This is a genomic window from Aminobacter sp. AP02 (genome assembly GCF_003148805.1).
GTDB lineage: Bacteria > Pseudomonadota > Alphaproteobacteria > Rhizobiales > Rhizobiaceae > Aminobacter.
Window position 1 is genome coordinate 25,932 of the sequence record NZ_QGGX01000007.1, and the last position, 24,811, is coordinate 50,742.

23 protein-coding genes are annotated in these 24,811 nt (G+C 63.8%); 8 read left to right on the forward strand and 15 right to left on the reverse strand.

The features are described from left to right. The 3 genes from bfr to C8K44_RS10485 all read right to left on the reverse strand — a co-directional run bounded on the left by bfr (position 1) and on the right by C8K44_RS10485 (position 2,146). On the reverse strand, positions 1-486 hold the full coding sequence (bfr, locus tag C8K44_RS10475) for a bacterioferritin (RefSeq protein WP_109575737.1): 486 nt from the start codon (positions 484-486) through the stop codon (positions 1-3). After that, the gene (locus tag C8K44_RS10480; RefSeq protein WP_109575738.1) at positions 452-763 is read right to left on the reverse strand and encodes a (2Fe-2S)-binding protein; all 312 of its coding nucleotides are present in this window, start codon (positions 761-763) and stop codon (positions 452-454) included. Before C8K44_RS10480 ends, bfr begins: the two co-directional genes overlap by 35 nt. Before the next feature lie 78 nt (positions 764-841). Beyond that, a complete protein-coding gene (locus C8K44_RS10485) occupies positions 842-2,146 on the reverse strand; it encodes an imelysin family protein (RefSeq protein ID WP_109575739.1) in 1,305 nt (434 codons plus the stop codon). 612 nt (positions 2,147-2,758) lie between these two features. On the opposite strand from C8K44_RS10485, the gene C8K44_RS10490 reads away from it, so the two are divergent. Next, on the forward strand, positions 2,759-3,991 hold the full coding sequence (locus C8K44_RS10490) for an FAD-dependent oxidoreductase (protein WP_109575740.1): 1,233 nt from the start codon (positions 2,759-2,761) through the stop codon (positions 3,989-3,991). A gap of 206 nt (positions 3,992-4,197) precedes the next feature. Here the strand turns inward: C8K44_RS10490 and C8K44_RS10495 are convergent, their stop codons facing one another. Continuing rightward, entirely contained in the window at positions 4,198-5,481 is a 1,284-nt protein-coding gene (locus C8K44_RS10495; RefSeq protein WP_109575741.1) for a 4-aminobutyrate--2-oxoglutarate transaminase, read from the reverse strand. Between the two features lie 185 nt (positions 5,482-5,666). On the opposite strand from C8K44_RS10495, the gene C8K44_RS10500 reads away from it, so the two are divergent. Together C8K44_RS10500 and C8K44_RS10505 are read left to right on the forward strand one after the other, a co-directional pair. Continuing rightward, on the forward strand, positions 5,667-6,041 hold the full coding sequence (locus C8K44_RS10500) for a YciI family protein (protein ID WP_109575742.1): 375 nt from the start codon (positions 5,667-5,669) through the stop codon (positions 6,039-6,041). Continuing rightward, positions 6,038-7,330: an RNA polymerase sigma factor gene (locus C8K44_RS10505; protein ID WP_109575743.1), complete on the forward strand. Its 1,293-nt coding sequence runs from the start codon at positions 6,038-6,040 to the stop codon at positions 7,328-7,330. Before C8K44_RS10500 ends, C8K44_RS10505 begins: the two co-directional genes overlap by 4 nt. Positions 7,331-7,340: 10 nt before the next feature. On the opposite strand, the gene C8K44_RS10510 is transcribed toward C8K44_RS10505, so the two are convergent. The 7 genes from C8K44_RS10510 to C8K44_RS10540 form a co-directional block, all read right to left on the reverse strand. Beyond that, positions 7,341-8,213: a DUF2189 domain-containing protein gene (locus tag C8K44_RS10510; RefSeq protein ID WP_109575744.1), complete on the reverse strand. Its 873-nt coding sequence runs from the start codon at positions 8,211-8,213 to the stop codon at positions 7,341-7,343. 266 nt (positions 8,214-8,479) lie between these two features. Further along, the gene (locus C8K44_RS10515; RefSeq protein WP_109575745.1) at positions 8,480-9,724 is read right to left on the reverse strand and encodes a Gfo/Idh/MocA family oxidoreductase; all 1,245 of its coding nucleotides are present in this window, start codon (positions 9,722-9,724) and stop codon (positions 8,480-8,482) included. 44 nt (positions 9,725-9,768) lie between these two features. Then, entirely contained in the window at positions 9,769-10,782 is a 1,014-nt protein-coding gene (locus C8K44_RS10520) for a LacI family DNA-binding transcriptional regulator (protein ID WP_109575746.1), read from the reverse strand. Then, positions 10,779-11,771, reverse strand: a complete 993-nt coding sequence (locus C8K44_RS10525; protein WP_109575747.1) for an ABC transporter permease — start codon at positions 11,769-11,771, stop codon at positions 10,779-10,781. Before C8K44_RS10525 ends, C8K44_RS10520 begins: the two co-directional genes overlap by 4 nt. Then, positions 11,768-12,751, reverse strand: a complete 984-nt coding sequence (locus tag C8K44_RS10530; RefSeq protein ID WP_109575748.1) for an ABC transporter permease — start codon at positions 12,749-12,751, stop codon at positions 11,768-11,770. The genes C8K44_RS10525 and C8K44_RS10530 overlap by 4 nt, the downstream gene beginning before the upstream one ends. After that, entirely contained in the window at positions 12,751-14,256 is a 1,506-nt protein-coding gene (locus tag C8K44_RS10535) for a sugar ABC transporter ATP-binding protein (protein WP_109575749.1), read from the reverse strand. Before C8K44_RS10535 ends, C8K44_RS10530 begins: the two co-directional genes overlap by 1 nt. A gap of 75 nt (positions 14,257-14,331) precedes the next feature. Then, positions 14,332-15,357, reverse strand: a complete 1,026-nt coding sequence (locus C8K44_RS10540; RefSeq protein ID WP_109575750.1) for an ABC transporter substrate-binding protein — start codon at positions 15,355-15,357, stop codon at positions 14,332-14,334. A gap of 220 nt (positions 15,358-15,577) precedes the next feature. Here C8K44_RS10540 and C8K44_RS10545 point away from each other — a divergent pair, with 220 nt between their 5' ends. Both C8K44_RS10545 and rpe read left to right on the forward strand, forming a co-directional pair. Next, positions 15,578-16,417: a DMT family transporter gene (locus tag C8K44_RS10545; protein WP_245417445.1), complete on the forward strand. Its 840-nt coding sequence runs from the start codon at positions 15,578-15,580 to the stop codon at positions 16,415-16,417. A gap of 160 nt (positions 16,418-16,577) precedes the next feature. Further along, complete coding sequence (gene rpe / locus C8K44_RS10550; protein WP_109575751.1) at positions 16,578-17,252, forward strand: ribulose-phosphate 3-epimerase; 675 nt, start codon at positions 16,578-16,580, stop codon at positions 17,250-17,252. Between the two features lie 154 nt (positions 17,253-17,406). On the opposite strand, the gene nagA is transcribed toward rpe, so the two are convergent. The 4 genes from nagA to C8K44_RS10570 are packed head-to-tail and all read right to left on the reverse strand — an operon-like array spanning position 17,407 to position 21,251. After that, positions 17,407-18,564, reverse strand: coding sequence for an N-acetylglucosamine-6-phosphate deacetylase (gene nagA, locus C8K44_RS10555; RefSeq protein WP_109575752.1), 1,158 nt, complete (start codon positions 18,562-18,564; stop codon positions 17,407-17,409). After that, positions 18,561-19,574, reverse strand: coding sequence for an SIS domain-containing protein (locus C8K44_RS10560; RefSeq protein ID WP_109575753.1), 1,014 nt, complete (start codon positions 19,572-19,574; stop codon positions 18,561-18,563). Before C8K44_RS10560 ends, nagA begins: the two co-directional genes overlap by 4 nt. Before the next feature lie 14 nt (positions 19,575-19,588). Beyond that, complete coding sequence (locus tag C8K44_RS10565; RefSeq protein ID WP_109575754.1) at positions 19,589-20,377, reverse strand: GntR family transcriptional regulator; 789 nt, start codon at positions 20,375-20,377, stop codon at positions 19,589-19,591. Further along, a complete protein-coding gene (locus C8K44_RS10570) occupies positions 20,370-21,251 on the reverse strand; it encodes an N-acetylglucosamine kinase (protein ID WP_109575755.1) in 882 nt (293 codons plus the stop codon). Before C8K44_RS10570 ends, C8K44_RS10565 begins: the two co-directional genes overlap by 8 nt. Positions 21,252-21,448: 197 nt before the next feature. On the opposite strand from C8K44_RS10570, the gene C8K44_RS10575 reads away from it, so the two are divergent. The 3 genes from C8K44_RS10575 to C8K44_RS10585 all read left to right on the forward strand — a co-directional run bounded on the left by C8K44_RS10575 (position 21,449) and on the right by C8K44_RS10585 (position 24,811). Continuing rightward, complete coding sequence (locus tag C8K44_RS10575; RefSeq protein WP_109575756.1) at positions 21,449-22,363, forward strand: N-acetylmuramic acid 6-phosphate etherase; 915 nt, start codon at positions 21,449-21,451, stop codon at positions 22,361-22,363. A 33-nt stretch (positions 22,364-22,396) separates the two neighbouring features. Next, positions 22,397-23,653, forward strand: coding sequence for an ABC transporter substrate-binding protein (locus C8K44_RS10580; RefSeq protein WP_109575757.1), 1,257 nt, complete (start codon positions 22,397-22,399; stop codon positions 23,651-23,653). Positions 23,654-23,869: 216 nt separating this feature from the next. Beyond that, positions 23,870-24,811: a sugar ABC transporter permease gene (locus tag C8K44_RS10585; RefSeq protein WP_109575758.1), complete on the forward strand. Its 942-nt coding sequence runs from the start codon at positions 23,870-23,872 to the stop codon at positions 24,809-24,811.

Here is a 24,811-nt window from a genome sequence, read left to right on the forward strand (position 1 = left end):
CTATTCGGCCTTGTCAGCGGTCTCGGCGTTGAGCTGACCGTATTTCTCTTCGCCGATCTCCGCGAGCAGCTGCAGCTGCGTCTCGAGGAAGTCGATGTGACCTTCCTCGTCGGCAAGCAGTTCCTCGAAGAGTTTCATGGATACGTAGTCCCCATGCTGGGAGCAGATGTCCCGGGATTTCTTGTAGGAAGTGCGCGCGTCATACTCGCCGGCGAGATCGCTTTCGAGAACTTCCTTGACGTTCTGGCCAATGCGCAATGGTGCCAGCGACTGCAAATTGGGATGGCCTTCCAGGAAGATGATGCGTGCGACCAGCCTGTCGGCGTGGTGCATCTCCTCGATCGATTCCTCGCGTTCCTTCTTGGCCAGCTTGCCGTAACCCCAGTCCTCGAGCAGGCGATAGTGAACCCAATACTGGTTGACCGCGCCGAGTTCGAGGAAAAGTGCTTCGTTAAGCCGCTCGATGACCTGTTTTTCGCCCTTCATTGGCCTTGCTCCCAAATTGAACGCGCAATTCTCTGACGCGGTCCAGGTGTGAAACGATATCCATCTCGCCCGATTCAGAGCGAGCGTGGTAGGCTTCGGTGACCCGAATTATCGTTTCGACCACATTTGGGAAGCAGCCGCAACAACGTCCTCGTTTTTGCAGCGTATGATAGACCTTCGCGGGCACGATCAGTGTCCACGGGTCCCGGTCCAAAAGTTCGACGATTGTGTCTTCGATCTCCTTTTGGGTAATGAGGTTGCAATGGCAGATAAGCATGGTTTCGAATGACCGTGGCTGACGGCGCGCTCCCTTTGGCGCGCCGTTTGGCTAGAGAAATTTAGGCGTCGTGGGTCTTCACTGGAAGACCTTGTCGGGGGAATCGAGGCTGTCCGAACCTTCGAACGCGATCGCGTCGAGCTTCAGGGCAGCAACGGCACGCTCGATCGACTTGGTCTGGTCGACCAGCGCGTCGATGGCCGCCTGCACGGTGGCGTTGCCCTCGGCATTGCCTTCACCGATCTGCTGGTCGTAGGCCTCGCCGCCAACCGCGCGGGCCTGGATCGCTTCCATCTTGGCAACCGTCGTGTCCAGCTTGCCCGAAAGCTCGGTGTCGAGCGCGGCGTCGGCCTCCTTGACCATGTCGGACACCGACGGACCCTTAACGACCGAGCCGTCGATGCGCGTGTAGCTGCCGTGGTAAGCGTTGCGGATGCCGACCGCATCATAAAGGTGCGAGATATGGGTGTTGTCGGAGAAGCAGTCGTGCTCTTCCTCCGGATCGTGCAGCAGCAGGCCGAGCTTCATGCGCTCGCCGGCCAGTTCGCCGTAAGACAGCGAACCCATGCCGGTGAAGATGGTCGAGATGCCAGTCTTGGTCTCGCCGTCGAGCAGCGCCTTGCGGGCAGCGCCGTCGGCCTTCCAGTTGCCGACCATCTCTTCGAGATCGGCAACCAGCAGGTCGGAAGCGGCATTGAGATACTGGCCGCGACGATCGCAATTGCCGCCCGTGCAGGTGGCGGTGTCGTAGTCGGTATAGGGCCGATTGCCGGCGCCCGGGCCGGTGCCGTTGAGGTCCTGACCCCAGAGCAGGAACTCGATGGCGTGATAGCCGGTCGCCACATTGGCCTCGATATCGCCGGCTTCCTGCAAGGTGCCGGAGAGGAACTCGGGCGTGATCTTCGACGCATCGACCTTCTGGCCGTTGATCTCGATCGACGGGTTGGCGATCACATTTGCGGTGTAAAGCTTGTTTTCGTCGGACTCGGTGCCGTAGCTCTTGTCGACATAGTCGATCAGGCCTTCGTCGAGCGGCCAGGCATTCACGCGGCCTTCCCAATCGTCGACGATGGAATTGCCGAAGCGGTAGACTTCGGTCTGCTGGTAGGGGATGCGCGCGGCCTTCCAGGCTTCGCGCGCCGCATTGAGCGTTTCCGCCGACGGCTTGGCGATCAGCGCCTCGACAGCGGCGTCGAGCGCCTTGGCCGTTGTCAGCGAGTCCTCGTATTTGGCGAGCGCAATGTCGGAATAGGTGGTGAGAACCGCCTTGGCGTCGGTTGCCGCCTTGGCCGGCAGCACGAAGATCGCGGCGGTCAGCGCGGTCGTTGCCGCAATGGCGGCGAGCCTGGCGTAATGACGGTTGCGCGAGATGGATGCAGGCATGGTCTCTCCTCAGTGAACCAGTTGGCGCCGGCAGGCGCCGAAAAATCGTGTGCCGTCAGCACTTTGCTGGACCGGCAGCATGGATTCGAATGAAAGCTCTGGGGTGGCCCGGCTCCGGACATGCGCGCGGTTCGAGGCCCAATTGGGGCGCAACGCAACCATGCTGCAGGCACGCGCGCACTGGCGCGGTTCGACGAAGGCAGGCACCCGATAACTCCAATCGAAAGGGTTAAAGGCCCAGACATCAAAGACAGGCGCTGTAAAGCACTGCCTCATAAAAGCGTTATGGCGGGAAAAGTCAACGCGGCCCGGGCGAAAAACGTAGTCGGATCAATAGTTTAGAATAATTCTAAACTGCGATTGTCCAGTTTGCCCAGACGTGAAAACCGCCAACCCCTTGATTTGTCGAGCTGCGCGTGCACGGCCGAGGTCTCTTGATGCGCAACCCCTGCGACAACGCGTAGCGGCTCTCAGCCGGGCTGCCGCCAGCCAAAAACCGCCGGCCGCTTGACAGGCCGATGGAGGGCTGTCACCCAAAATTCGTCTTTGGCCCCTTGCGGCCACGAGGGCCAACGGCCATTTCCCCGGTAACTCCCCAACAGCGAGGCGGGCATGAAGAACGGTGTCGTTATTGTCGGTGCAGGCCATGCCGGCGTCCAGGCCGCCGCCAGCCTGCGCGAAGAGGGCTATGACGGTCCCGTGCTGCTGATCGGCGACGAAAAGGAACTGCCCTATCACAAGCCGCCGCTGTCCAAGACCTTCATCAAGGATGCCGCTGCCCAGCCACAGCCCTTGCGCGGCGAAACATTCTACACCGGCCACACCATCGAATTCAGGCCCGGAACGCTGGTCGAGCGTATCGATGCCGCTTCGCGCCGGCTCGAACTCGCCGGCGGCGGCAATCTTGCCTATGACCACCTGATCCTGGCCACCGGCTCGCGCCCGCGTATCCTGCCTCTGCCGGGCGCCGATCTTGCCGGTGTCCTGTCGCTGCGCTCGGTCGCCGACGCGCGGCTGATCCGTGACCAAAGTGTTGCGTGCGAAGAAATCGTTGTCATCGGCGGCGGCTTCATCGGCCTTGAGATCGCCGCAACCCTGTCCGCGGGCGGCCGTCGTGTCACCGTCGTCGAGGCGCTCGACCGTTTGCTGGGCCGTGCCGTCGCTCCGCTGATCGCCGAGCATGTGCGCCAGCGCCTCGCTGCCTCGGGCATCCGCATCCTGCTCAAGACCACGGTCGAGCGCATCGAAGGCGAAGACGGCCATGTCGCCGGCGTGCTGACGTCGGCGGGCGAACGACTGCCGGCGAAGATGGTCATCGTCGGCATCGGCGTCGTTCCCAATGTCGAGCTCGCCGAGACTGCGGGGCTGACCATTGCCAATGGCATCCGGGTCGACCAGGCGATGCGCAGTTCGGCGCCTGAAATCCTCGCCATCGGCGACAATGCCAGCTACCGCCACTGGCAGACAGGCGGCGACGTTAGGCTGGAGTCGGTCGAAAATGCCACCGACCAGGCCAAACTGGCCGCCCGTACGATCGTCGGCCATGATGGCAGCTACGCAGCCGTGCCGTGGTTCTGGTCCGACATTGGCGACATGAAGCTGCAGATGGTCGGCCTGGCCGCCGGCAGCGACCGCCAGATATTGTCGGGCGAGACCGCGGACAATCGATTCTCGGTGTTCCACTTCATCGGCGACCGGCTTGTCGCCATCGAATCCGTCAACCGTCCGGCCGACCACATGCTTGGCCGCAAGATGCTGGGCCTCGGCTTCTCGCCGACGGCCGAGCAGGTCGCGGGCGGGGCCGAGGCGCTGAAGGCGGCGCTCGCCGCCTTGCCTCCAGCTTAAGACTTCGCGCTCGTCGCGCCGCCCATCATCCGGACCTGGGCTTGTCTAAGGGCTTCCCCAAAACCCTCATGGTGAGCCTGTCGAACCACGGGTTTTGGGGCAAACAGGACACAGCGCCAAGCGCCCTCGTGGTTCGACAGGCTCACCATGAGGACTACTGAAGCGCCGCGCCGTTGCATTCCCTCGTTCGCCGCCCTGCCGCCGGCTTAAACGGCGACGGTCCGGCTATCGCGGATCGAGGCTTCGAGTATGTCGAGCGCCTCGGTCATGACGTCGTCCTGGATGGTGATCGGCGCCAGGAAACGGATGACGTTGCCGTAAACGCCGCAGGTGAGCAGGATCAGGCCCTTTTCCAGAGCCTTGAGCCGCACGGCGTTGGCAAATTCCGCCGAGGGCGTGCCCTTCTTGGCATCGTTGAACTCGACCGCGTTCATGAATCCGGGGCCACGGATGTCCGATATTTCGGGCACCTCGTCGCGCAACGATTCAAGCCGCTGCTTGAGCCGGGCGCCGAGCTGGTTGGCGCGATCGCACAGTTTTTCATCCTCGATCACGTCGAGCACGGCGTGGGCCGCCGCGACGCCGATCGGACTGCCGCCATAGGTGCCACCCAACCCGCCGGGTCCGGGCGCATCCATGATCTCGGCGCGGCCGGTCACTGCCGCAAGCGGGAAGCCGCCGGCAAGGCTCTTGGCCATGGTCATCAGGTCGGGCGCGACGTCGTGGTGGTCCATAGCGAACATCTTGCCGGTACGGGCGAAGCCGGTCTGCACCTCGTCGGCGATCAAAAGCATGCCGTGCTGGTCGCAGATCCTGCGCAGCGCGGTCATGAAGTCGCGCGGCACCTCGTAGAAGCCGCCTTCGCCCTGCACGGGTTCGATGATGATGGCAGCCACTCGCGCGGGATCGACATCGGCCTTGAACAGCCGGTCGAGCGCAGCCAGCGCATCTGACGTGCTGACACCATGCAAAGGCACCGGGAAGGGCGCATGGAATACGTCGCCGGGCATTGCGCCGAAGCCGGCCTTGTAGGGCTGAACCTTGCCGGTCAGCGCCATGCCCATGAAGGTGCGGCCGTGGAAGCCGCCGGCAAACGCGATCACCGCCTGGCGGCCGGTGGCGTTGCGGGCGATCTTGACCGCGTTTTCGACCGCTTCGGCACCGGTGGTGACGAAGACCGTGCGCTTGTCGCCCTTCATCGGCGCGATCGCGTTCAGCCGCTCGCCGAGCCTGACATAGCTCTCGTAGGGCACGACCTGATGACAAGTGTGGGTGAAGCGGTCGAGCTGGGCTTTCACCGCTTCGATGACGCGCGGATGGCGATGGCCGGTGTTGACCACGGCGATGCCAGAGGAGAAATCGATGTAGCGCCTGCCCTCGACATCCCAAATCTCGGAGTTCTCGGCGCGGTCGGCATAGACCTGCGTCGTCATGCCGACGCCGCGCGCGATCGTGTTCATCTTGCGCCGTGAGATTTCTGCGTTTTTCATCGCTGGTCCTCCAACCTTTGAGGCGTCTTGCACGCACTGGGCCGACGCCATATCTGCACCTCTCCTGGATTTGTACAAGCCGTCACGATGGCCGAAGACATTGGGCCTCCTGACTGCAAAAAAATGCCGAGGCCATGTCGGAATGGCCCATAGTCGCGCGTCCTAGTCACGAAGGAACTGAATCGATGCTCTACGCCATCCTTTGCTACAACAACGAAGACGTCGTCTGCGCCTGGTCCCAGGAGCAGGACGACGAAGTCATGGCGCGGCTCGCCGTGGTCACCGGCAAGCTCCGCGATCAGGGCAGGCTCGGCCCTGTGGCGCGGCTGATGCCGACGACGGCGGCCACCACCTTGCGCAAGGCCAAGGACGAGCCGCTGATCATCGACGGCCCCTTCGCCGAAACCAAGGAACAGTTCCTCGGCTTTTATGTCGTCGACTGCGAGACGCTCGACGATGCCGTCGATGTCGCCAAGGAGCTTGCCGACGCCAATCCCGGCGGCGGTTCATATGAATTGCGCCCGATAGGCGCGTTTTTCCCCGGAAAAGAGACAGCATGACCGACCCGGCCTGGATCAGCACGGCTCTTTCCTCCGCCCGGCCCCAGGCCGTGGCGGCCCTGCTGCGCTACTTCCGCGATCTCGATACCGCTGAGGAAGCGTTCCAGGAGGCCTGTCTGCGCGCGCTGCGCAACTGGCCGGAAAAGGGACCGCCGCGTGATCCGGCCGCCTGGCTGATTTTTGTCGGCCGCAATTCCGGCATTGATGCCGCCCGCCGCCGTTCGAAGCAGGCGCCGCTGCCGGCCGAGGAACTGGTTTCTGACCTGGAGGATGTCGAGGCCGGCATCGCCGAGCGTCTCGATGGTCAGCACTACCGCGACGATATCCTGCGCCTGCTGTTCATCTGCTGCCATCCCGACCTGCCTGCTACGCAACAGGTGGCGCTGGCCTTGCGCATCGTCTCGGGCCTGTCGGTCAAGCAGATCGCGCGCGCCTTCCTCGTCGGCGAAAGCGCCATGGAGCAGCGCATCACCCGCGCCAAGGCGCGCATCGCCAATGCCGACGTGCCGTTCGAGGCACCCGGTCCGGTCGAGCGCTCCGAGCGGGTCGCAGCCGTGCTGGCAATGGTCTACCTCGTCTTCAACGAGGGCTATTCGGCGGGTGCGACCGAGATCGCCAACCGCGCGCCCTTATGCGAAGAGGCAATCAGGCTGGCGCGGCTTTTGCTGCGGCTGTTCCAGACCGAGCCCGAAGTGATGGGGCTGACAGCGTTGCTGCTGCTCCAGCACGCGCGGGCGGCCGCTCGTTTCAACGCCGAGGGCGAACTGGTGCTCATGGAAGACCAGGATCGCAGCCTGTGGAACAGGTCGTTGATCGACGAGGGCCTTGCGCTGATCGACAAGGCGATGCGCCATCGCCGTTCCGGGCCGTACCAGATCCAGGCGGCGATCGCGGCGCTGCATGCCCGCGCCGCCCGCCCCGAGGATACGGACTGGGCCGAGATCGACCTGCTCTATTCGGTGCTGGAATCGATGACGCCGTCGCCGGTGGTCACGCTCAACCGCGCCGTAGCCTTTGCCAAGCTGCGCGGGCCCGAAGCAGCGCTCAAGCTGATCGAGCCGCTGGCGCCCAAGCTTGCGGGCTATTTCCACTTCTTCGGCGTCAAGGGAGGTCTGCTGATGCAGCTTGGCCGCGCCGAGGAGGCGCGCGAAGCGTTCGACCGGGCGATCGCGCTCGCCAACACGGCGGCCGAGGCGGCCCATATCCGCATGCATCTCGACCGGCTTTCGGCGCCTTCACCGAAATCGGTGAAGGCGAATACCAAGGCGCCAAGCAGTCAGCTGCAGTAGAGGCCGGCGACTACCCGCGAAGCCAATAGGGGAAGTGTTCATCCTCGCCTTTGTCGGGGGATGGTGGCAGAGGCGTCTGCTTGCCGGCCGGGACTTCGACTACCTTGCGGTAGAGGTGCCACGTCGCGTGGCCGAGCACCGGGATGACGATGGCAAGGCCTGCCAGCAGCGGCAGAGATCCGATCAGCAGCGAGACCGCGACGATCAGACCCCAAAGCAGCATCGGCACCGGATTGGTCATCACCGCCCGTACCGAGGTCTCGATAGCCGCATAGGCACCGACATCGCAGTCGAGCAGCAGCGGAAGGGCTACGACAGTGGTGCACAGAACCACCAGGGCAAACAGGAATCCGATCAGATTGCCGAGGATGATCAGCGTCCAGCCGCGCTGGGTGGTGAAGAGATCGCTGAAGAACGATGCCGTCGATTGCGGTGCGTCCGGCCCATAAAGCGAAGTGTAGAGCACCTGCGCGACCAGCAGCCACGCGACGAAAAGCGCGAGCAGCATGATGCCGATGACAACCATCGCAGGTATGGCCGGCGAATGCCTGACGTCAAAGGCATGCCTCCAGGACGTGTCGAGGTTTTGCTCGCGCCTTCGGCTGATCTCGTAGAGGCCGATTCCGAAGAATGGGCCGAGCAAGGCAAAACCCGACATCAGCGGGAAAATGAGCTGGAAGGCGTTGCCGCCCGAAGTCCATGTGATCAGGAACACCCCGACGATCGGGTAGATCAGGCACAGGAAAACGTAGTGCGAAGGCTTTTCCCAAAAATCGTCGAAGCCACGTCGCAGCGCATCAAACACATCCGCGACCGTTATCCGGCGGATGGCGGGATGCTCGACTGTATTGGTGGCGCCTGCGTACACATGGAAACTTGCCATGACCACTCCTCCATTGGGGTGGGTCGCAGCCTGCGCTTGGCATGAGTGGTCACGCCAAAACCGCGACCTTCACCTTGCCAAATCATAGCGTGTCTCGAGCGATTTGACGACCCTGGATGAACGTGCGGGGTGGCTGAAGTTCGCCGAGCACGATCGCCTTGCCCCTCACCAGGGAAACGTGACTCCCGGCTGGGATCGCAACGCGGCGATCCCAGTGCAGCCGGCCCGGCCACAAACCATTTGCCGAGGCCGAACCGCTGGTCGGCTCAGGCGCCCGTGCGCGCCACCACGGGGACATAGTTTTCGAGCTCGGGAGCCGGGAAGCTGACCGAGCCGCCGATCTCGGCGGAGCGGTAGAGCCCCATCAGGATCTCGACCACGGCGAGGCCGTCATGGAAGGTTTCGAGCGGGGTTTCGCCCTTGCGGAAGCACTCGACCATGTGGCGGTTCTCGTCGGTGTAGCCATAGACGCCGGCCTCGTCTTCCAGCACCGGCATCAGGCCCTGTTCGGCGTTCTGCTTTTCGACCAGATCCTCGCCTTCTTCGCCCTTGACCTCGCGCGACATGAATATCTTGAGCCCGGTGTTGAGGGAGTTGAACTCCATCGCATATTCAGGCCCGAGCAGTTCGAGCTGGATGCGCAGGCCTGCCCCGACATAGGCCCACGAGGTCGTCGCCTCGATGACCAGTTCGTTGCCTTCCTCGTCCTCGAGCAGGATGGTGCCGCGGGCAAAATCTTCCGACGGGCGGTTGCGGTAGTCGACCTCGGTGCCGAAACGCTTCTTGAGTTGGTCGGCATAGTTGGGCCGCGTCCATTTGAGATTGGCGACGGTGCCGCTGACCTGCTTGACGGTGAGCGACTTGCGGGCGGTACCCGGCTTGGTCAGCAGGTGGCGGGCGACCTCGACGCTGTGGCACATCATGTCGGACAAGACGCCGCCGCCCTGCTTGTCGCCCTGCCAGAACCACGGCTCGTGCGGGCCCGAGTGCTCTTCGGCCGCGCGAGCCAGATAGGGCCGGCCGGTGGCCGAAGCGGCACGACGCCAGATGATGTCCTTGCCGCGAATGACCGGCGTGCAGAACACCTGGTTCTCGAGGTAGCCATGGTTGAGGCCGGCGTCCTCGGCCAGGCGCAGCATCTCGCGCGCTTCGGCGATGGTGCGGGCAAGCGGCTTTTCGCAGGCAACCGCGATGACCTTGCTGCGCCCGGCCTTCACCTCGGCATGCAGCGTGCGCATCACGTCGAGGCGGGTGTAGTTGGGTGATAGGATCCAGATCGCGTCGACATTGTCGGCGTTGACTAGCGACTCCAGGCTGTCGTGGCTGGTGCACTCGCCAAGACCGAATTCGGCAACACGATTGGCGAAACGCGCGCGGTTTTCCGCCTTGCGGCTGAACACACCGGTAACGTCGACATTGCGTACGCCCAGCATGCCCTTGAGGTGGAATTCCGCGATGAAGCCGCTTCCTACGAAGCCGACGCGCAGCCGCTGTTTGGGCAATCCGGTCATGGTCGATCCTCTTGTCTCGGTATGAAGTTCTTGGGATTGTGATTTCATTTGGGGGCTGGCGCGGTGGTGCCGCGTATCTTCAGCGTCGTCGGCATCGTCGCTGGCTGGCGTGCCGCAAGTCCGCCCGACAGAATGTCGAGCAGCATGGTCATGGCTGTCCGGCCGATCTCGGTGCGCGGCTGGCTGACGGTGGTCAGCGGCGGGTAGAAGGCCTCGCTGAGGAACAGGTCGTCGAAGCCGACCACCGACACGTCGGCCGGAACGTCGAGCCCAAGCTTGCGCAACTCATGGATGACGCCAAAGGCCATCTCGTCATTGGCAACGAAGATCGCTGTCGGTGGTTGCGGCAGCTCGAACAGCGCATGGCACAGGCGCTGGCCGGTGTGCAGCAGGTAGTCGCCGACAGGTTCGTAGCCATCGGGGATCGGCAGGCCGGCAGCGGCCATCGCCTTGCGATAACCGTCGCGGCGATGGATGCTCATGATCTCGGGCACCGGGCCGGATACATGGGCGATGCGCTTGTGGCCAAGGCCGATGAGATGTTCGACGGCGTTTTGCGCGGCGCCTTGATTGTCGATCAGGACATGTGGAAAGCCGGCGTTCTCGATGGCCTCGAGCGCGACCACGATGGGGGCGTCCGCGACGCTGGCCAGGAAGCCTTCGCGTTCCGGCAGCTTGCCGGTCATCAGGATCATGCCGTCGGCATGGCCGTCGCGCAGCATGTCGAAATACTCGACCTCACGGTCGGAATCGTTTTCGGTATTGCCCATCAGCACGGAGTAGCCGGCGGCACGGGCGGTGGCCTCGACGCCCTTCAGGATCTCCAGATAGAACGGGTTGCCGACGTCACGCACGACCATCAGCACGGCCATCGCCTTTTTCGTGCGCAGGTTGCGTGCGCTGACATTGGGCCGGTAGTTCATCTCGCGGGCCAGATCGCGGATGCGGCTCAACGTCGGTTCGGCCACCAGCCCGCTGTCGGAGAGCGCGCGCGAAACGGTGGCCGCCGAAACGCCCAGCCGGACGGCGATGTCCTTGATCTTGGGACGATCGTTCATCCGCGCATCGCCCTTCCGCGGCCATAAAACAGCATCAGCAGCAAAAGCGTGGCTCCGAACACCATTTGCCGCCCGGACTCGTCGATATGCACCGTGGTCAGGATGCCCTGCAGGATGACGAGCAGCACAGCGCCCGCCATGGTGCCGGTATAGCCGCCCTTGCCGCCAGACAAGGGCGTGCCGCCGAAGACAACGGCAATGATCGAGGCGAGCATGTATTGCTCGCCGACATTGGCGAAGGACGAGCCGGAGTAGCCGATGAGGCAGATTCCGGTAATCGAGGCGAAGACGCCAGACAGCATGAACAGCGAAACGCGCATGCGCCTGACCGGTACGCCTGCCATATGGGCGGCCTGCTCGTTCGACCCGATGGCGTAGATGCGGTGGCCGTAGACGGTGCGGGTGAGCATGAAGGCCATGAGCAGCCCGATCGCCACCCAAAGCCAGATGATGCCAGGCAGGCCGAGCAGCAAGGGCTGGGTGACGAAACGTGACAGGCCGGGTGCTGCGAGTCCGGACGGGATGCCGTTTCGCACGACCACCAGCAGCCCTTGCAGCACGCCGAGCATGCCGAGCGTCATCACCAGTGGCGGGATGCGCAGGAGCGTGACACCCAGGCCGTTGAACAGGCCGATCAGGGCACCCGCCGCCATGCAGACGATTACCGCCGGCAGTATCGCGCTGTCGGCACCGTTCATGACGTTGCCGGCGATGATGGCGCTCAGCGAGATCACGCCGCCGACTGACAGGTCGATGCCCTCGCGGCCGCCAAGGATGACGAGGTTCTGTCCGGCAGCGACGATGCCGAGCAGGGCGGCGACGATCAAAAGCCTGAGGATCTGCTGGCCCGAGGCGAAGCCCGGCGACAGCGCCTCGCCGAGCAGCAGCAGGGCTGCGATCAGGATCAGCGCCACCACCAGCGGCCGCTTGAGGAAGGTAAGCACGGGCGAGGGCGTGGGTGCCGAGGGCGTTTGCGTCGTGGCGGTCATGCGCGTGCCCTCCGGCCAACGAGAACGCCCGCCATCAGCGCCACCAGTATGGCGAGACCCTGGACCAGGTTCTGCCATTCTGACGGGGTGCCGACAAAGAAGACGAGCGAGTTGATGAGGCCGATGATCAAGGCGCCGATGATCGAGCCGACGACCGTGCCGAAGCCGCCCGACAGCGCGCTACCCCCAAGCACCACCGCCGCAACCGAAAACAGGGTCATCTTGCCGCCGACAAGCGGGTCGCCGCTTGCCGTGTCGCCGGTAATGCAGAAGGCGGCGAGTGCCGCAAACACCCCGCACAGCGCATAGCCCTTGATGCGGATCGCCGTCACCGGCAGGCCGCTCTGGAACGCGGCCTGGGCGTCGTCGCCAACCGCCAGGAGTTGCGTCGACAGCCGGGTGCGGGCGAGGAGGTAGAGCACGAGGGCCAGCACAACGGCAGCGTAGAAGACAAAGGGGATTTCGAAGAAACGGCCGCCATAGGTGCGCCAGAAGGCGGCGGGTGCCGGCGTGCCGGCGACAGGCATGACATAGAGCGCGAGGCCGGTGAAGAAGATGCTCGTGGCGAATGTGGCGACGATCGCCTGCAGCCTGAGCGCAGCGACCACCATGCCGTTGACGATCCCGCAGGCAAGGCCGGTGAGCAGGCCGACGCAAAGGGCCGCAACCACGGAAAAACCGCTGCCGCCCATCTTTTCCATCATCACGACGATGACGACATTGACCAGCGATACGATGGCGCCGACCGACAGGTCGATGTCCCCGGCATAGACGACATAGGTCTGGGCGACCGCGAGCAGCATCAGCGCGAGATAGGTTTTCACGAGCCCGGTGAGGCCGATGAAGCTTACGCTGCGCGGCTGGTAGAAGCCGTTGAGCGCGAGCAGAACCAGCGCGATCAGCAGCGCCGGCAGAAACGGATAGCGCTCGACGAGGCGCTTCAGCCCGCCTGGCTTTGGGGAAATGGTCGCGGCGGTCATCACGCGGCCTCGTAAGCTGCCTGGTAGAGATTGTAGCGCGTACGGTCCGCGCCGGTGAGTTCGCGCCGCACCTGGCCGCCATTGAAGACGAGGATGCGGTCGGCGTTGTTGAGCAGTTCGGCGTCCTCGGAGGAATAGAGCACGATGCCCATGCCCTCGGCCGCGAGTTTGCGGATCAGCGAAAACAGGTCCGCCTTGGCTGAAAGGTCGATGCCCTTGGTAGGGTCGTCGAGCAAAAGCACGTCGGGCCGGTCGATCAGCCAGCGTGCGATGACGATCTTTTGCTGGTTGCCGCCCGACAGCGAATTGATCGGGTGGGAAAGCCCGCCGAATTTGGTGTGCAGCGCCTCGAGCGCCGGCTTGACCCGCTCGGCGAGCGCCGACGGACTGGCGAGCTTGAGCTTCTGCCTGAGATAGTGGATCGGGGTGACGTTCTCGAGGATAGGGCGGCCTGAAATGACGCCGTCGCGGCCACGGTCGCCCGAGACATATGCGCAGCCGCGCCGGATCGCGTCGCGCGGGTTCCTTGCCTGGAAAGGAGTGCCATTGAGCATGATTTCGCCCGAGGCGACCGGATTGACGCCGAAGATGGCGCGCAGCACCGCCGACTGGCCTTGCCCGTGCAGTCCGCCGAAGCCGAGGATCTCGCCCTTGGCGACTTCGAAGCTGACATTGGCGAAATTCTTGCCGGAAAGGCCGTTGAGCGCCAGCGCGATCGGCCGCCCGGATGCTGCCACGGCCGGTGGCGCGCTGCTGGCTGCTGCGAGTTCGTCCTGTCCACCGACCATCATGCGGATCACGGCGGCCGGGTTGGTGTCGGAGATCTTTTCGGTGCCAACTGTCTCGCCGTCGCGGATGACGGTGACGCGGTCGCCTATGGCGAAGATCTCGTCCATGCGGTGCGAGATGAAGATAATGCTGCGGCCTTGTTTTTTCAGATCGCGCAGGATTTCGAAGAAGCGGTCGACCTGGGCGCGGTCGAGCGCCGATGTCGGTTCGTCGAAGATGAGGACGGGCGCTTCGGTTGCCAGCGCCTTCATGATCTCGACCAGCTGGCGCTGGTCGGCGCGCAGGTTCTCGACGGTTGTGTCGGCGGAAAAGCCATCGCCGGAAACGGTGTCGAACAACGCGATGTAGCGGGCTGCGCGGGTCTCCAGCGCGGCGCGATCGACGAACCCCGCTGCGGTGGCTGGCAGATCGGGCAGGCAGATGTTTTCCGCCACCGTGCGGTGCCCGGCCAGGCTGAGCTCCTGGTAGAAGATGCCGATGCCGTGGTCGCGCGCCGAGCGCGGCCCGGTGATGGTGACGGGCTTGCCGTCGATCAAAATCTCGCCGCCATCCGGCCGCACGCTGCCTGCCAGGACCTTGCACAGCGTGCTCTTGCCCGAACCGTTCGAGCCGATGAGCACATGCACTTCACCGGCGTCGATCGAAAGGTCGCCGCGGCGTAAGGCAAGGGTAGCGCCGTAAGCCTTGCTTACGCCGCGGAGCTCAATTTTGGACATGGTGGTGGCTTCCGAAGTTACGTCGGTCCGGGGGCGGCGCCATGATTGGCACGCGCCCCCGGCTTGGGAGGAAGCTTACTTAAAGAGCTTCTCGGCGTCTTCGATGGAAAGCTGGCTGGTGTAGGAATAGTAGCCTGGCTTGCCTTCGACCGCCTTCGCAGCGTCGGCCAGATTTTTGCTGTCGATGAACGGGATCGGCAGGTACATGGCGTTCTTGTACTGGCCAGCCGTTGCCGGCTCTTTCAGTTCCTTGCCTTGCAGCATGAGCACGGCGACGTTGAGCGCGCTGGCCATGACGCCGGGCGGGTTCACCGAGGCGCCCGAGTTCAGCTTGTCCTTGGTCCACAGGTCGATGAAGTCCTTGCGGATTTCGCCGGTGGCGGCGATCGACGACTGCTTCTTGGCATCGATGATCGACTTCCACGCGCCTGCGGCCATGCCGTCCTGCACCCAGACGCCGTTGATGTCGGGGTTGGTGGCAAGCAGGTTCTGCATCGCCTGCTGGCCCTGGGCCTGATCCCAGTTGGCATTGACTTCGTTGACGATCTTGATGTCGGGATACTGGCCGAACACTTCCTTGTAGCCGGCGACGCGCATCTCGTTGGCCGGGTGGCCGGCGACGCCGTTGATGGCAACGACATTGCCCTTGCCACCGAGCGTTTCGGCGAGCCACTTGGCACCTGCCGCACCCCATGCCTTCTGGTCGATGCCGACATAGGTGGCGTCAGGCGACGACACTTCCGCGTCGGTCGAGATCACCAGGATGCCGGCTTCCTTGGCCTGGGCGAAGACCGGATCGAACGCCGTCGGGCTGTTCGGGTTGATGATGATGGCGTTGACGCCCTCGCTGATGAAGTTGCGGACATGCGCGATCTGGCCGGGCACGTCGACATTGGCGCTCTGCACCACGACCTCGACATTGACGCCCTTGTCCTTCCAAGCCGCCGCCGCTGCCTGCGCTTCCTCGATCATCTGCGTGCGCCACTCCGAGCCGACCCAGCCATTGGAGAGGCCGATCTTGAAGTCGGCTGCCTGGGTCGAGAACGCCGACACGGCCAGCGCCGCGACGGTGGTTAGGGCAAATGCTGCAAATTTCTTCATGAACTCCTCCCGGTGCAAAAACTGCTGCGCCCGATGATAGTCAGAAAATGTAATCGATTTCAATCGGCATTTTGCAGGGGTTTTCGACTGGATCGGTGTCTCTTTCCGCCAGGGCGAATCCACGACCGCATGGCACGTGATATGTTGAGGCGATCGTTCCGGGACGGTTCCAGCCTGGGAACAAGCCAAGTTGCGTCTGCTGCCTGCGGAGGTTCCACGCTTGACCATCTTGCTGACCGTCCTGGCGATGCTCGCCTTTGCCGCCAATTCGCTGCTGGCGCGTGCGGCATTGGATGGGGCGGCAATCGATGCTGCCTCCTACACCGCCATCCGCCTGGTCTCGGGTGCGCTAGCACTCATGCTGCTGATCTACTGGCAGCGCGGGCGCGACGCGTTTCACGCCGTTCCCGGCAACTGGCCATCGGCGGTCGCATTGTTTTCCTACGCACTGGCTTTCTCGCTTGCCTATCTTCGGCTTGGGGCAGCGACAGGCGCGCTGATACTTTTCGCCTCGGTCCAAGGGACCATGATCTCGTGGGGCATCGTCAAGCGCAACCGGCCAACAGGTCTCGAGTTGACCGGGCTGGTGCTGGCATTCGCAGCTTTCGTCTACCTCCTTGCACCTGGTCTCAACGCGCCTGATCCCTACGGCAGCATGCTGATGGTGGCTTCGGGCATCGCCTGGGGCGTCTATTCCTTGCGCGGCCGGGGATCGGCGACCCCGCTTGGCGACACTGCGGGCAATTTCGTCCGTTCGGCGCTGATCTGCCTGCCGCTGTCACTCTTGCCGATGTTTGCGCATCACATCACGCCCCATGGCGTTGGCCTGGCGGCGGCTTCGGGAGTCCTCGCCTCAGGCCTGGGCTATGCCATTTGGTATCGCGCCTTGCCGGGGCTTTCGACGACGCAAGCGGCTGTCGTGCAACTGACTGTTCCGGTCATCGCGGCAAGCGGTGCGACCTCCATGCTGGGGGAGTCGTTGTCCACGCGACTGGTGTTGTCCAGCCTGTGCATTCTTTGCGGGGTAGGTCTTGCGATCCTGTCCCGCAGGCCGAAATGATTTTGCAGCGGGTCCCAACAGCAACGACAAATGGGACCTGGAGCCTTGCCTGACGGGCTTTTCCCTCGGCAATGGCCATCACGGGGGCGCTTGCGTCTCGACATTGGCGCCGCTGGATATTAGGCAAGCCGCAACATCGCGCTTTCGAAAAGGCCTGAACGTGAGCAACAAAACCCTTATCGCCCCGTCGGTGCTGTCGTCGGATTTCTCCAAACTAGGCGACGAGGTCGAGGCTATTGTCGCCGCCGGCGCCGACTGGATCCATCTCGACGTCATGGACGGGCATTTCGTGCCCAACATCACCTTCGGCCCGCCCGTCATCAAGGCGATCCGCGACCGCACCGACAAGGTGTTCGACTGCCACCTGATGATCGCCCCGGCCGACCCTTACCTTGCCGCCTTCGCCGATGCCGGCTGCGACATCATCACTGTCCATGCCGAGGCCGGCCCGCATCTCGACCGCTCGCTGCAGACAATCCGCAATCTCGGCAAGAAGGCCGGCGTGTCGCTCAACCCGTCGACGCCTGAATCGGTGATCGAATATGTGCTCGACCGGCTCGACCTGGTGCTGTTGATGACCGTCAATCCGGGTTTTGGCGGCCAGGCCTTCATCCCCGCCGTCATCGACAAGGTCAAGCGCGTCAAGGCGATGATCGGCAACCGTCCGATCGACATAGAGATCGATGGCGGCGTGACGCCCGAGACCGCGCCGCTGGTTACCGCCGCCGGTGCCAATGTGCTGGTCGCCGGCAATGCCGTGTTCAAGGGCGGGCCTGCGGCCTATGCCGCAAACATCGAGGCGATCCGCGCTGCTGCGGACAAGGCTGCGATCTGAGCTAAAGAACTCGCCCCTCACCCTTACCCTCTCCCCGTGAAGAACGGGGAGAGGGGGGCGTCGGCGTTGCTGCCAGCCTCCTGCTCCCCCTTCATTACGGGGGGAGAAGGTCCGGCAGGGGATGAGGGGCAGCTCGGAGCTTGACGGAAGCGACCTAGGCCGCAAACACCCTGTTGCCGTCGATCCAAACGCCCGACACGTTGAGTGTATCGGTCAGCTGGACGACATTGGCGGCAAAGCCCTTGCGCAGGCGGCCAAGGCGATGGTCCTGCTTCACTGCTTCGGCCGGATAGAGCGAGGCCATGCGGATCGCCTCGCCGAGTTCCAACCCGATTTTTTCATGGATGAAGCGCACGGCCGAGATCATGTCGAGATCGGCGCCGGCCAGCGTGCCGTCTTCCAGTGTCAGGCGGCCATTTTCGCGTTTGATCGTGCGGCCGTTGAGCTGGAACGATTTCAGGTCGGTACCGATCGTCGCCATGGCATCGGTGACGAGGAAGATACGCGCCGGGCCGTTCTTGGCCCTGAGCGCGATCGTCATCGTTGCCGGGTCGACATGGACACCGTCGGCGATGAGCCCTGCCGAAAGCGTGGCGATGTTGACAGCGGCACCGGCAAGGCCGGGCTCGCGATTGCCGATCTGGCTCATCGCGTTGAACAGATGCGTAGCCATCGTCGCGCCCACCTCGGCATACTGCTTTGCCGTGCGGTAGCTAGTGTCGGTGTGGCCGAGGCTGACGACGACGCCGGCGTCCGCAAGGGCCCTGACCTGATCGGCCGTTACCGACTCGGTCGCGACCGTCGTCAGCAGCACCGGCATGGCCTCGCGCGTGGCGATCAGTGCCGCCTCGTCGTCGGCATCCATCGGCCGGATCAGGTTGGGATCGTGGGCGCCTTTGCGGGCGAGCGACAGATGCGGGCCCTCGAGATGGAGGCCAAGGAAGCCGGGCATCTTTCGCCTCGCGGCTTCCGCTCCCGCCGCGAGGGTCGAACGCGTAATCTCCCTGCTGTCGGTGATCAGCGTCGGCAGCACCGCGGTGGTGCCGAACGGCATCTGCGCCTTGCAGATGATGTCGAGCGTGTCGACGTCGGGCTTGTCGTTGAGCATGAGCCCGCCGCCGCCATTAACCTGGAGGTCGATGAAGCCGGGGGCAACAATGCCACCGCCATCCGCAACCGCAATGCCAGTCGGCACGGCATCGCGCCTGACGATGCCCTCGACCAGCCCATCGGCGACGATGAGCGCGGCATCTTCATGCCACGCCTCTCCGTCGAAGATGCGTGCCGCACCAATGGCAAAACGATTGGTCATATCGTTTCGGTCACTTTCCTGAGGTTCGGCGGGCTGTCGGGGTCGAGGCCGCGATGGCGGGCGAAAGCCTCGACGAAGCCATAGAACGAGGCGATCAGCATCAGGGGATCGGTCAGCGGGTGGCCGGTGGCGACATGCGGCAGCATATGCGCCTTCTTGGCCAGGGCCGAGGTGATGTGGATGGCGGCGCCCCGTTCGGCAAGCCCGTCGGCGGCTTCGGCGATCGATGGCTCGGAGGCGTCGCGGGCGGCGAGCGCCAGCACCGGGAAGCCGGGACGCACAAGTGCCAGCGGGCCGTGCATCACTTCAGCCGCGCTGTAGGATTCCGCGTGCATGGCGCAGGTTTCCTTGAACTTCAGCGCCGCTTCGTTGGCGATGGCGAAAGAAGGACCACGGCCGAGGATGAACAGCGAGTTGGTGTCGTCGCTGAGCGCGCCGGCGATACTCATCCAGTCGCATTCGACCGCCTTGGCAAAATAGTCGGGCAGTGCCTTGAGGGCTGCGAGCAGCTTGTCGTCGCCGGTCCAGTGGCCAAGCACGGCAAGCCCGGCGACCGCCGAATTGACGAAGGTCTTGGTCGCGGCGACGCTCTTTTCGGTCCCTGCGAGGATGTCGATGGCGTGGTCGGATGCGACTGCCAGCGGCGAGCCGGCGGTGTTGGTCAGCGCAATCGTCAGCGCGCCGCCGGCGCGCGCGCCTTCGGCCATGGCGACGATGTCGGGGCTCTTGCCCGACTGCGAAATGGCGATGCAGGCGGAGTCGGCGAGCTTGAGCTTGGCGCCGTAGATCGACGAGATCGAAGGCCCGATGGACGCGACGGGAAGTCCGGCGGTCAGCTCGATGGCGTATTTGAGGAAGGAGGCCGCGTGGTCGGACGAGCCGCGTGCCACGGTGGTGATGAAGCGCGGTGCAGCGCTCTTCAGGTGCTGGCCGGTTTCGGCAAGTTCCTTGGCGGAACCTTCGAGCAGGCGCGCTGTGGCCTCGGGGATTTCGGCGATTTCGCGCCGCATGTGCGTTGTCGCGTTCAAGCGATGTCTCCTTCTTGCCCATCCGGGCCGGGTAGCCTTAGTTCGGCGACGAAATCATAGGCGTCGCCACGATAGATCGACTTGGTGAACTCGATCACCTTGCCGCTGGCAAGGTATGAGATGCGCTCGATCTGCAGGCAGGCGGAACCCGCCGGCACCAGCAGCAGCTTGGCCTCGGCCTCGCCGAGATTGACCGCCGAGATGCGCTGTACGGCACGCACGGGCCGGTGGCCAGTCTTGCCCAGTGCCATATAGAGCGAAGATGTGACTTCACGAGGGTCGGCGAGCACCGAAGCGGAAATTGCCGCGCGCTCGATCGCCAGCGGCGTTTCGTCGGCGATGCGCAAGCGGCTCAGCCGCGACACCAGTTCGCTGGCCGACAGACCAAGCACCATCATCTCGTCGGGCGAGGGCGGGTAGACGCCGCGGTCGAGCCATTGCGAACGCGCCGCCATGCCGCGCCGGGCCATGTCTTCGGTGAACGAGGTCAGGCGCGACAGCGACTGCTCGACGCGCTCCATGCGCGGGGCAACGAAGGTGCCCGAGCCGTGGCGCTGCACCAGTACGCCCGACTTGACCAGGTCCTGCACCGCCTTGCGCACGGTGACGCGTGAAATGTCGGCCTGGGCGGCGATGTCGCGTTCCGAAGGCAGGGCGTCGCCGGGGCCGATCAGGCCGCGCTTGACCGCTTCCTCGATGTTTTTCTTGAGCTGGAGATAGAGCGGCGCCCCGCTTTGGGTGACGTCGCGCAGGGCGGCGAAAATGCGCTCGGCGGCATCATCCATGATCGCCTCCCGCGGTGCCGAAGCGCCTGGCGGCCATGGCCACCGCACCGCCGAGAGCGTCTTGCAATGGCGGATGCATGATCTGGCGGTAGCGTTGCGAAAGCAGCGGCGCGTAGAGGCCGGCGAGCCCGCCGAGCAGGCACAACCGCTCGCTGGGCGCGAGGTCGAAGACGGCGAGCGTTTCCTCGACGTCGGCAACGGCGCGGTCGGCGATGCGCTTGGCCACGACGTCGCCCTTCGCCGCGTGTTCGAAGACCATCGGCGCGAACGTGCCGTAGTCGGCGGGTTTGGCCGCGGTGGTGAACTCGACCATCTCGCCGGGCTTGCGGCCGAAGCGGTCGAGCACCAGCTCGGCGAGCGGCGAGCCCGCGCGGATGCCGTCGTGAACGAGCAACGTTTCCTGCAACAGGTCGCGGCCTATGCGGGCGCCGCTGCCGAGGTCACCGATCTGGAAGCCCCAGCCGCCAACTGGCCGAAGCTGGCCGCTTCTGCGTCCGAGATAGACCGTACCGGTGCCGAGTGCGGCGATGGCGCCGTCATTGTCGCCGAGCGCGCCCTCGAGCGAAATCAGCGAGTCGTTTTCCACGGTGCTGTTTCGGAACGGCAGGATAGCTTCGAGCTGCTGCTTGTAGTCACCGACATTGGCGCCGGCGAGGCCGAGCACGGCATCGGTCGTAATGAACAGGGCGGGGTCCAGGTCGGCGTCGGCGAAAGCCAGGCGGGCCGCTTCGACGATGTTTTCGCGCGAGCCTGCAAGATCGGTGCGGATATTCGCAGGTCCGCCGCGCCCGCGGCCCAAGATGTCGCCGGCCTGGGTAGCTACCGCCGCCCGGCAGCCGGTGCCGCCACCATCTATCCCGAGCACAAGATCCACGGCGTTTTCTCCTCGTGAACGATAATACCAATAAAATACCAATAGCCAAGCTCTAAATTCCCGCCGCTGGATCGGAATTGCCATTCAATTGAATTGTATAGATTTTTCGGCATGCCTTGCGCTGCAGCAAAGGAATTTGTTAACGCCGCTGGACAAGTGGTATTTTTTTGGTATTGTCGGCGAAAGGGAGAGACAGAATGGCGCCAAGGCGTACGGAAGCGGTGCACAAGGATGCCGGGGGCATTGATGCCCAGGCCCCCGATTCCGTTCTCCGCCTGCTTGCGGATGCCCAGGTCGAAGCTGCCCGCGCTGTCCATGCCGCCATCCCCGAAATCGCTCAAGCTGCTGCCAAAGTCGCTGCCTGCCTCGCTGCCGGCGGCCGTCTAGTCTATGCCGCTGCCGGCAGTTCCGGGCTGATGGCGCTGGCCGACGCGCTTGAGCTTCCCGGTACCTTCGGCATCCCGCGTGAGCGCGTGTTCATCCTTTTGGCCGGTGGCACCGAGGCGCTGGTCAATCTGGCTGGCGGCCCCGAAGACGATGCTGGCCAGGCCGCACGCGATGTCGCCGCAACCGGCCTTGAGGCCGGCGATTGCTTGATCGCCGTTTCCGCCAGCGGTTCGACGCCCTATGCGATGGGCGCGCTCGAAGAGGCCGCGCGGCGCGGTGCAGCGACGATTGCCTTCGCCAACAATGCGGGCGCGCCGATGTTTGGGCTCGCCGAGATCTCGGTGTTGCTGGCGACGCCGCCGGAAGTGGTTGCCGGCTCGACCCGCATGGGGGCCGGCACGGCGCAGAAGATCGCGCTCAACATGATGTCAACGCTCGCCGCCGTTCATCTCGGCCATGTCCATGACGGCTACATGGTCAATCTTCACGCCGACAACATCAAGCTGCACGAGCGCGCCGCAGGCATCGTTTCGGCCATTGCCGGTTGCGACACCGCCACAGCGATAAGCCTGCTCGAAAAGAGCGGCGGCTCGGTGAAAGTGGCGGTCCTTTTGGCCTCCGGGGCGACGAGCCCCGCTGAGGCAAACCAACTTCTTGAAGGTGCGGGCCAACGGCTCAGGCCCGCACTTTCGAAGCTCGAGGGGAGCAGAGGCTCTCATCAGTAGAGGCCCGAGAGAAAGTAAACAGGGAGAATGGAAATGAAACACAGGTTGCTTACTGGACTTCTGATGGCGTCCAGCATTCTCGGCACTGCCGGGATCGCGCTCGCCCAGGACAAGACCCTGACCATCGAGAGCTGGCGTAACGACGACCTTGCCATCTGGCAGGAAAAGCTGATCCCGGCCTTCGAGAAAGCCAATCCTGGCATCAAGGTGGTGTTCTCGCCGACGGCTCCGACCGAATACAACGCCGCGCTCAACGCCAAGCTCGACGCCGGCTCGGCTGGTGACCTGATCACCTGCCGTCCGTTCACGTCGATCGACATCTACAACAAGGGGCAAATCGCCGACCTGACCAGCCTTGCCGGCATGGAGAACTTCTCCGATGTCGCCAAGTCCGCCTGGCAGACCGACGATGGCAAGGCCACCTTCTGCGTGCCGATGGCCTCAGTCATCCATGGCTTCATCTACAACAAGGAAGCTTTCGAAAAGCTCGGCATCGCCGTGCCTGCGACCGAAGCAGAGTTCTTCGCCGCGCTCGACAAGATCAAGGCCGACGGCAACTACATCCCGATGGCGATGGGCACCAAGGATCTCTGGGAAGCCGCGACCATGGGCTACCAGAACATCGGCCCGAACTATTGGAAGGGCGAGGAAGGCCGTCTGGCCCTCATCAAGGGCGAACAGAAGCTGACCGATCCGCAGTGGGTCGCGCCGTTTGCGACGCTCGCCAAGTGGAAGCCTTATCTCGGCGACGGCTTCGAAGCCCAGACCTACCCGGATAGCCAGAACCTCTTCACGCTCGGCCGTGCCGCCATCTATCCGGCCGGCTCGTGGGAGATCTCGACCTTCAACACCCAGGCTCAGTTCAAGATGGGTGCCTTCCCGCCGCCGGTCCAGAAGGCTGGCGACACCTGCTATATCTCCGACCACACCGACATCGGCCTGGGCCTCAACGCCAAGAGCCCGAATGCCGATGCCGCCAAGACCTTCCTGACCTGGGTGGCTTCGCCAGAATTCGCGACCATCTACGCCAACGCGCTGCCGGGCTTCTTCAGCCTGAACTCGTCGCCGGTGAAGATGGACGACCCGCTGGCTCAGGAATTCGTGTCCTGGCGCGAGAAGTGCAAGCCGACGATCCGCTCGACCTACCAGATCCTGTCGCGCGGCACGCCGAACCTCGAAAACGAGACCTGGGTCAAGTCTGCCAACGTTATCAACGGCACCGAGACCCCGGAAGCCGCTGCTGCCGAGTTGCAGAAGGGCCTCGACAGCTGGTTCAAGCCGGCTAAGTAAGACGCGGCGGGCTTGATGCTCGCTCAGGAGGGCGCCGTCCCGGCGGCGCTCTCCGTCCCCTCGGCGAATTCGAACCTCGCGGAATCGGAAAGAGGGATTGAATGCTGGCGCACAAAGATGCGCTACTGCTTCCCAGGCCATTGGCGGGAAGCCCGCAGAGGTGCATCCTCGCTATGATGAACAACGGCCCTTTCGGCCGGATCCAGGGATTTTGACATGTCGCAGCAAAGCCTAGAGCATAGCCAAGACAGAAGACCGACGCGCTGGCACATCGCCGTCTTCCTTGCTCCCGCGCTGCTGGTCTATACCGCGGTGATGATCCTGCCGCTGTTCGGAACGCTGCAGCTGTCGCTGTTCCGCAACGTCGACAACGCCCAGGTGTTCGCAGGCTTCGACAATTTCCGCACGCTTTTCGGCGATCCGCGCTGGTCGGACTCGTTCTGGAACGCGCTTGGCAACAACACCTGGTTCTTCATCATCCACATGCTGGTGCAGAACCCGATCGGCATCCTGCTCGCGGCTCTTTTGTCCAGCCCAAAGCTGCGGTTTTCCGCTTTCTACCGCACGGCGATCTTCATCCCCACGATCCTGTCCTTCGTCATCGTCGGCTTCGCCTGGAAACTGATCCTGAGCCCGCTATGGGGCGTGGCGCCCAACCTGCTCGACCTCGTGGGTCTCAAGAGCCTGTTCGTGCCGTGGCTCGGCAAGGAGGAATACGCGCTGACCGCGCTCAGCCTGATCTCGGTATGGCAGTTCGTCGGTATCCCGATGATGCTGATCTACGCCGCCATGCTTTCGATCCCCGACGAGGTGATCGAAGCCGCCGAATGCGACGGCGTCACCGGCTTCTCGCAATTCTGGAAGATCAAGCTGCCTTTGATCCTGCCCGCCATCGGCATCATATCGATCCTCACCTTCGTCGGCAATTTCAACGCCTTCGACCTGATCTATTCGGCGCAAGGCGCGCTCGCCGGGCCCAACTACGCCACCGATATCCTGGGTACGTTCCTCTACCGCACCTTCTTCGGCTTCCAGCTGCAGATCGGCGATCCCAACATGGGGGCCACCATCGCCTCGATGATGTTCTTCATCATCCTTGCCGGCGTGTGCCTCTATCTGTTCCTTATCCAGCGGCGGCTGCGCCGCTACCAGTTCTGA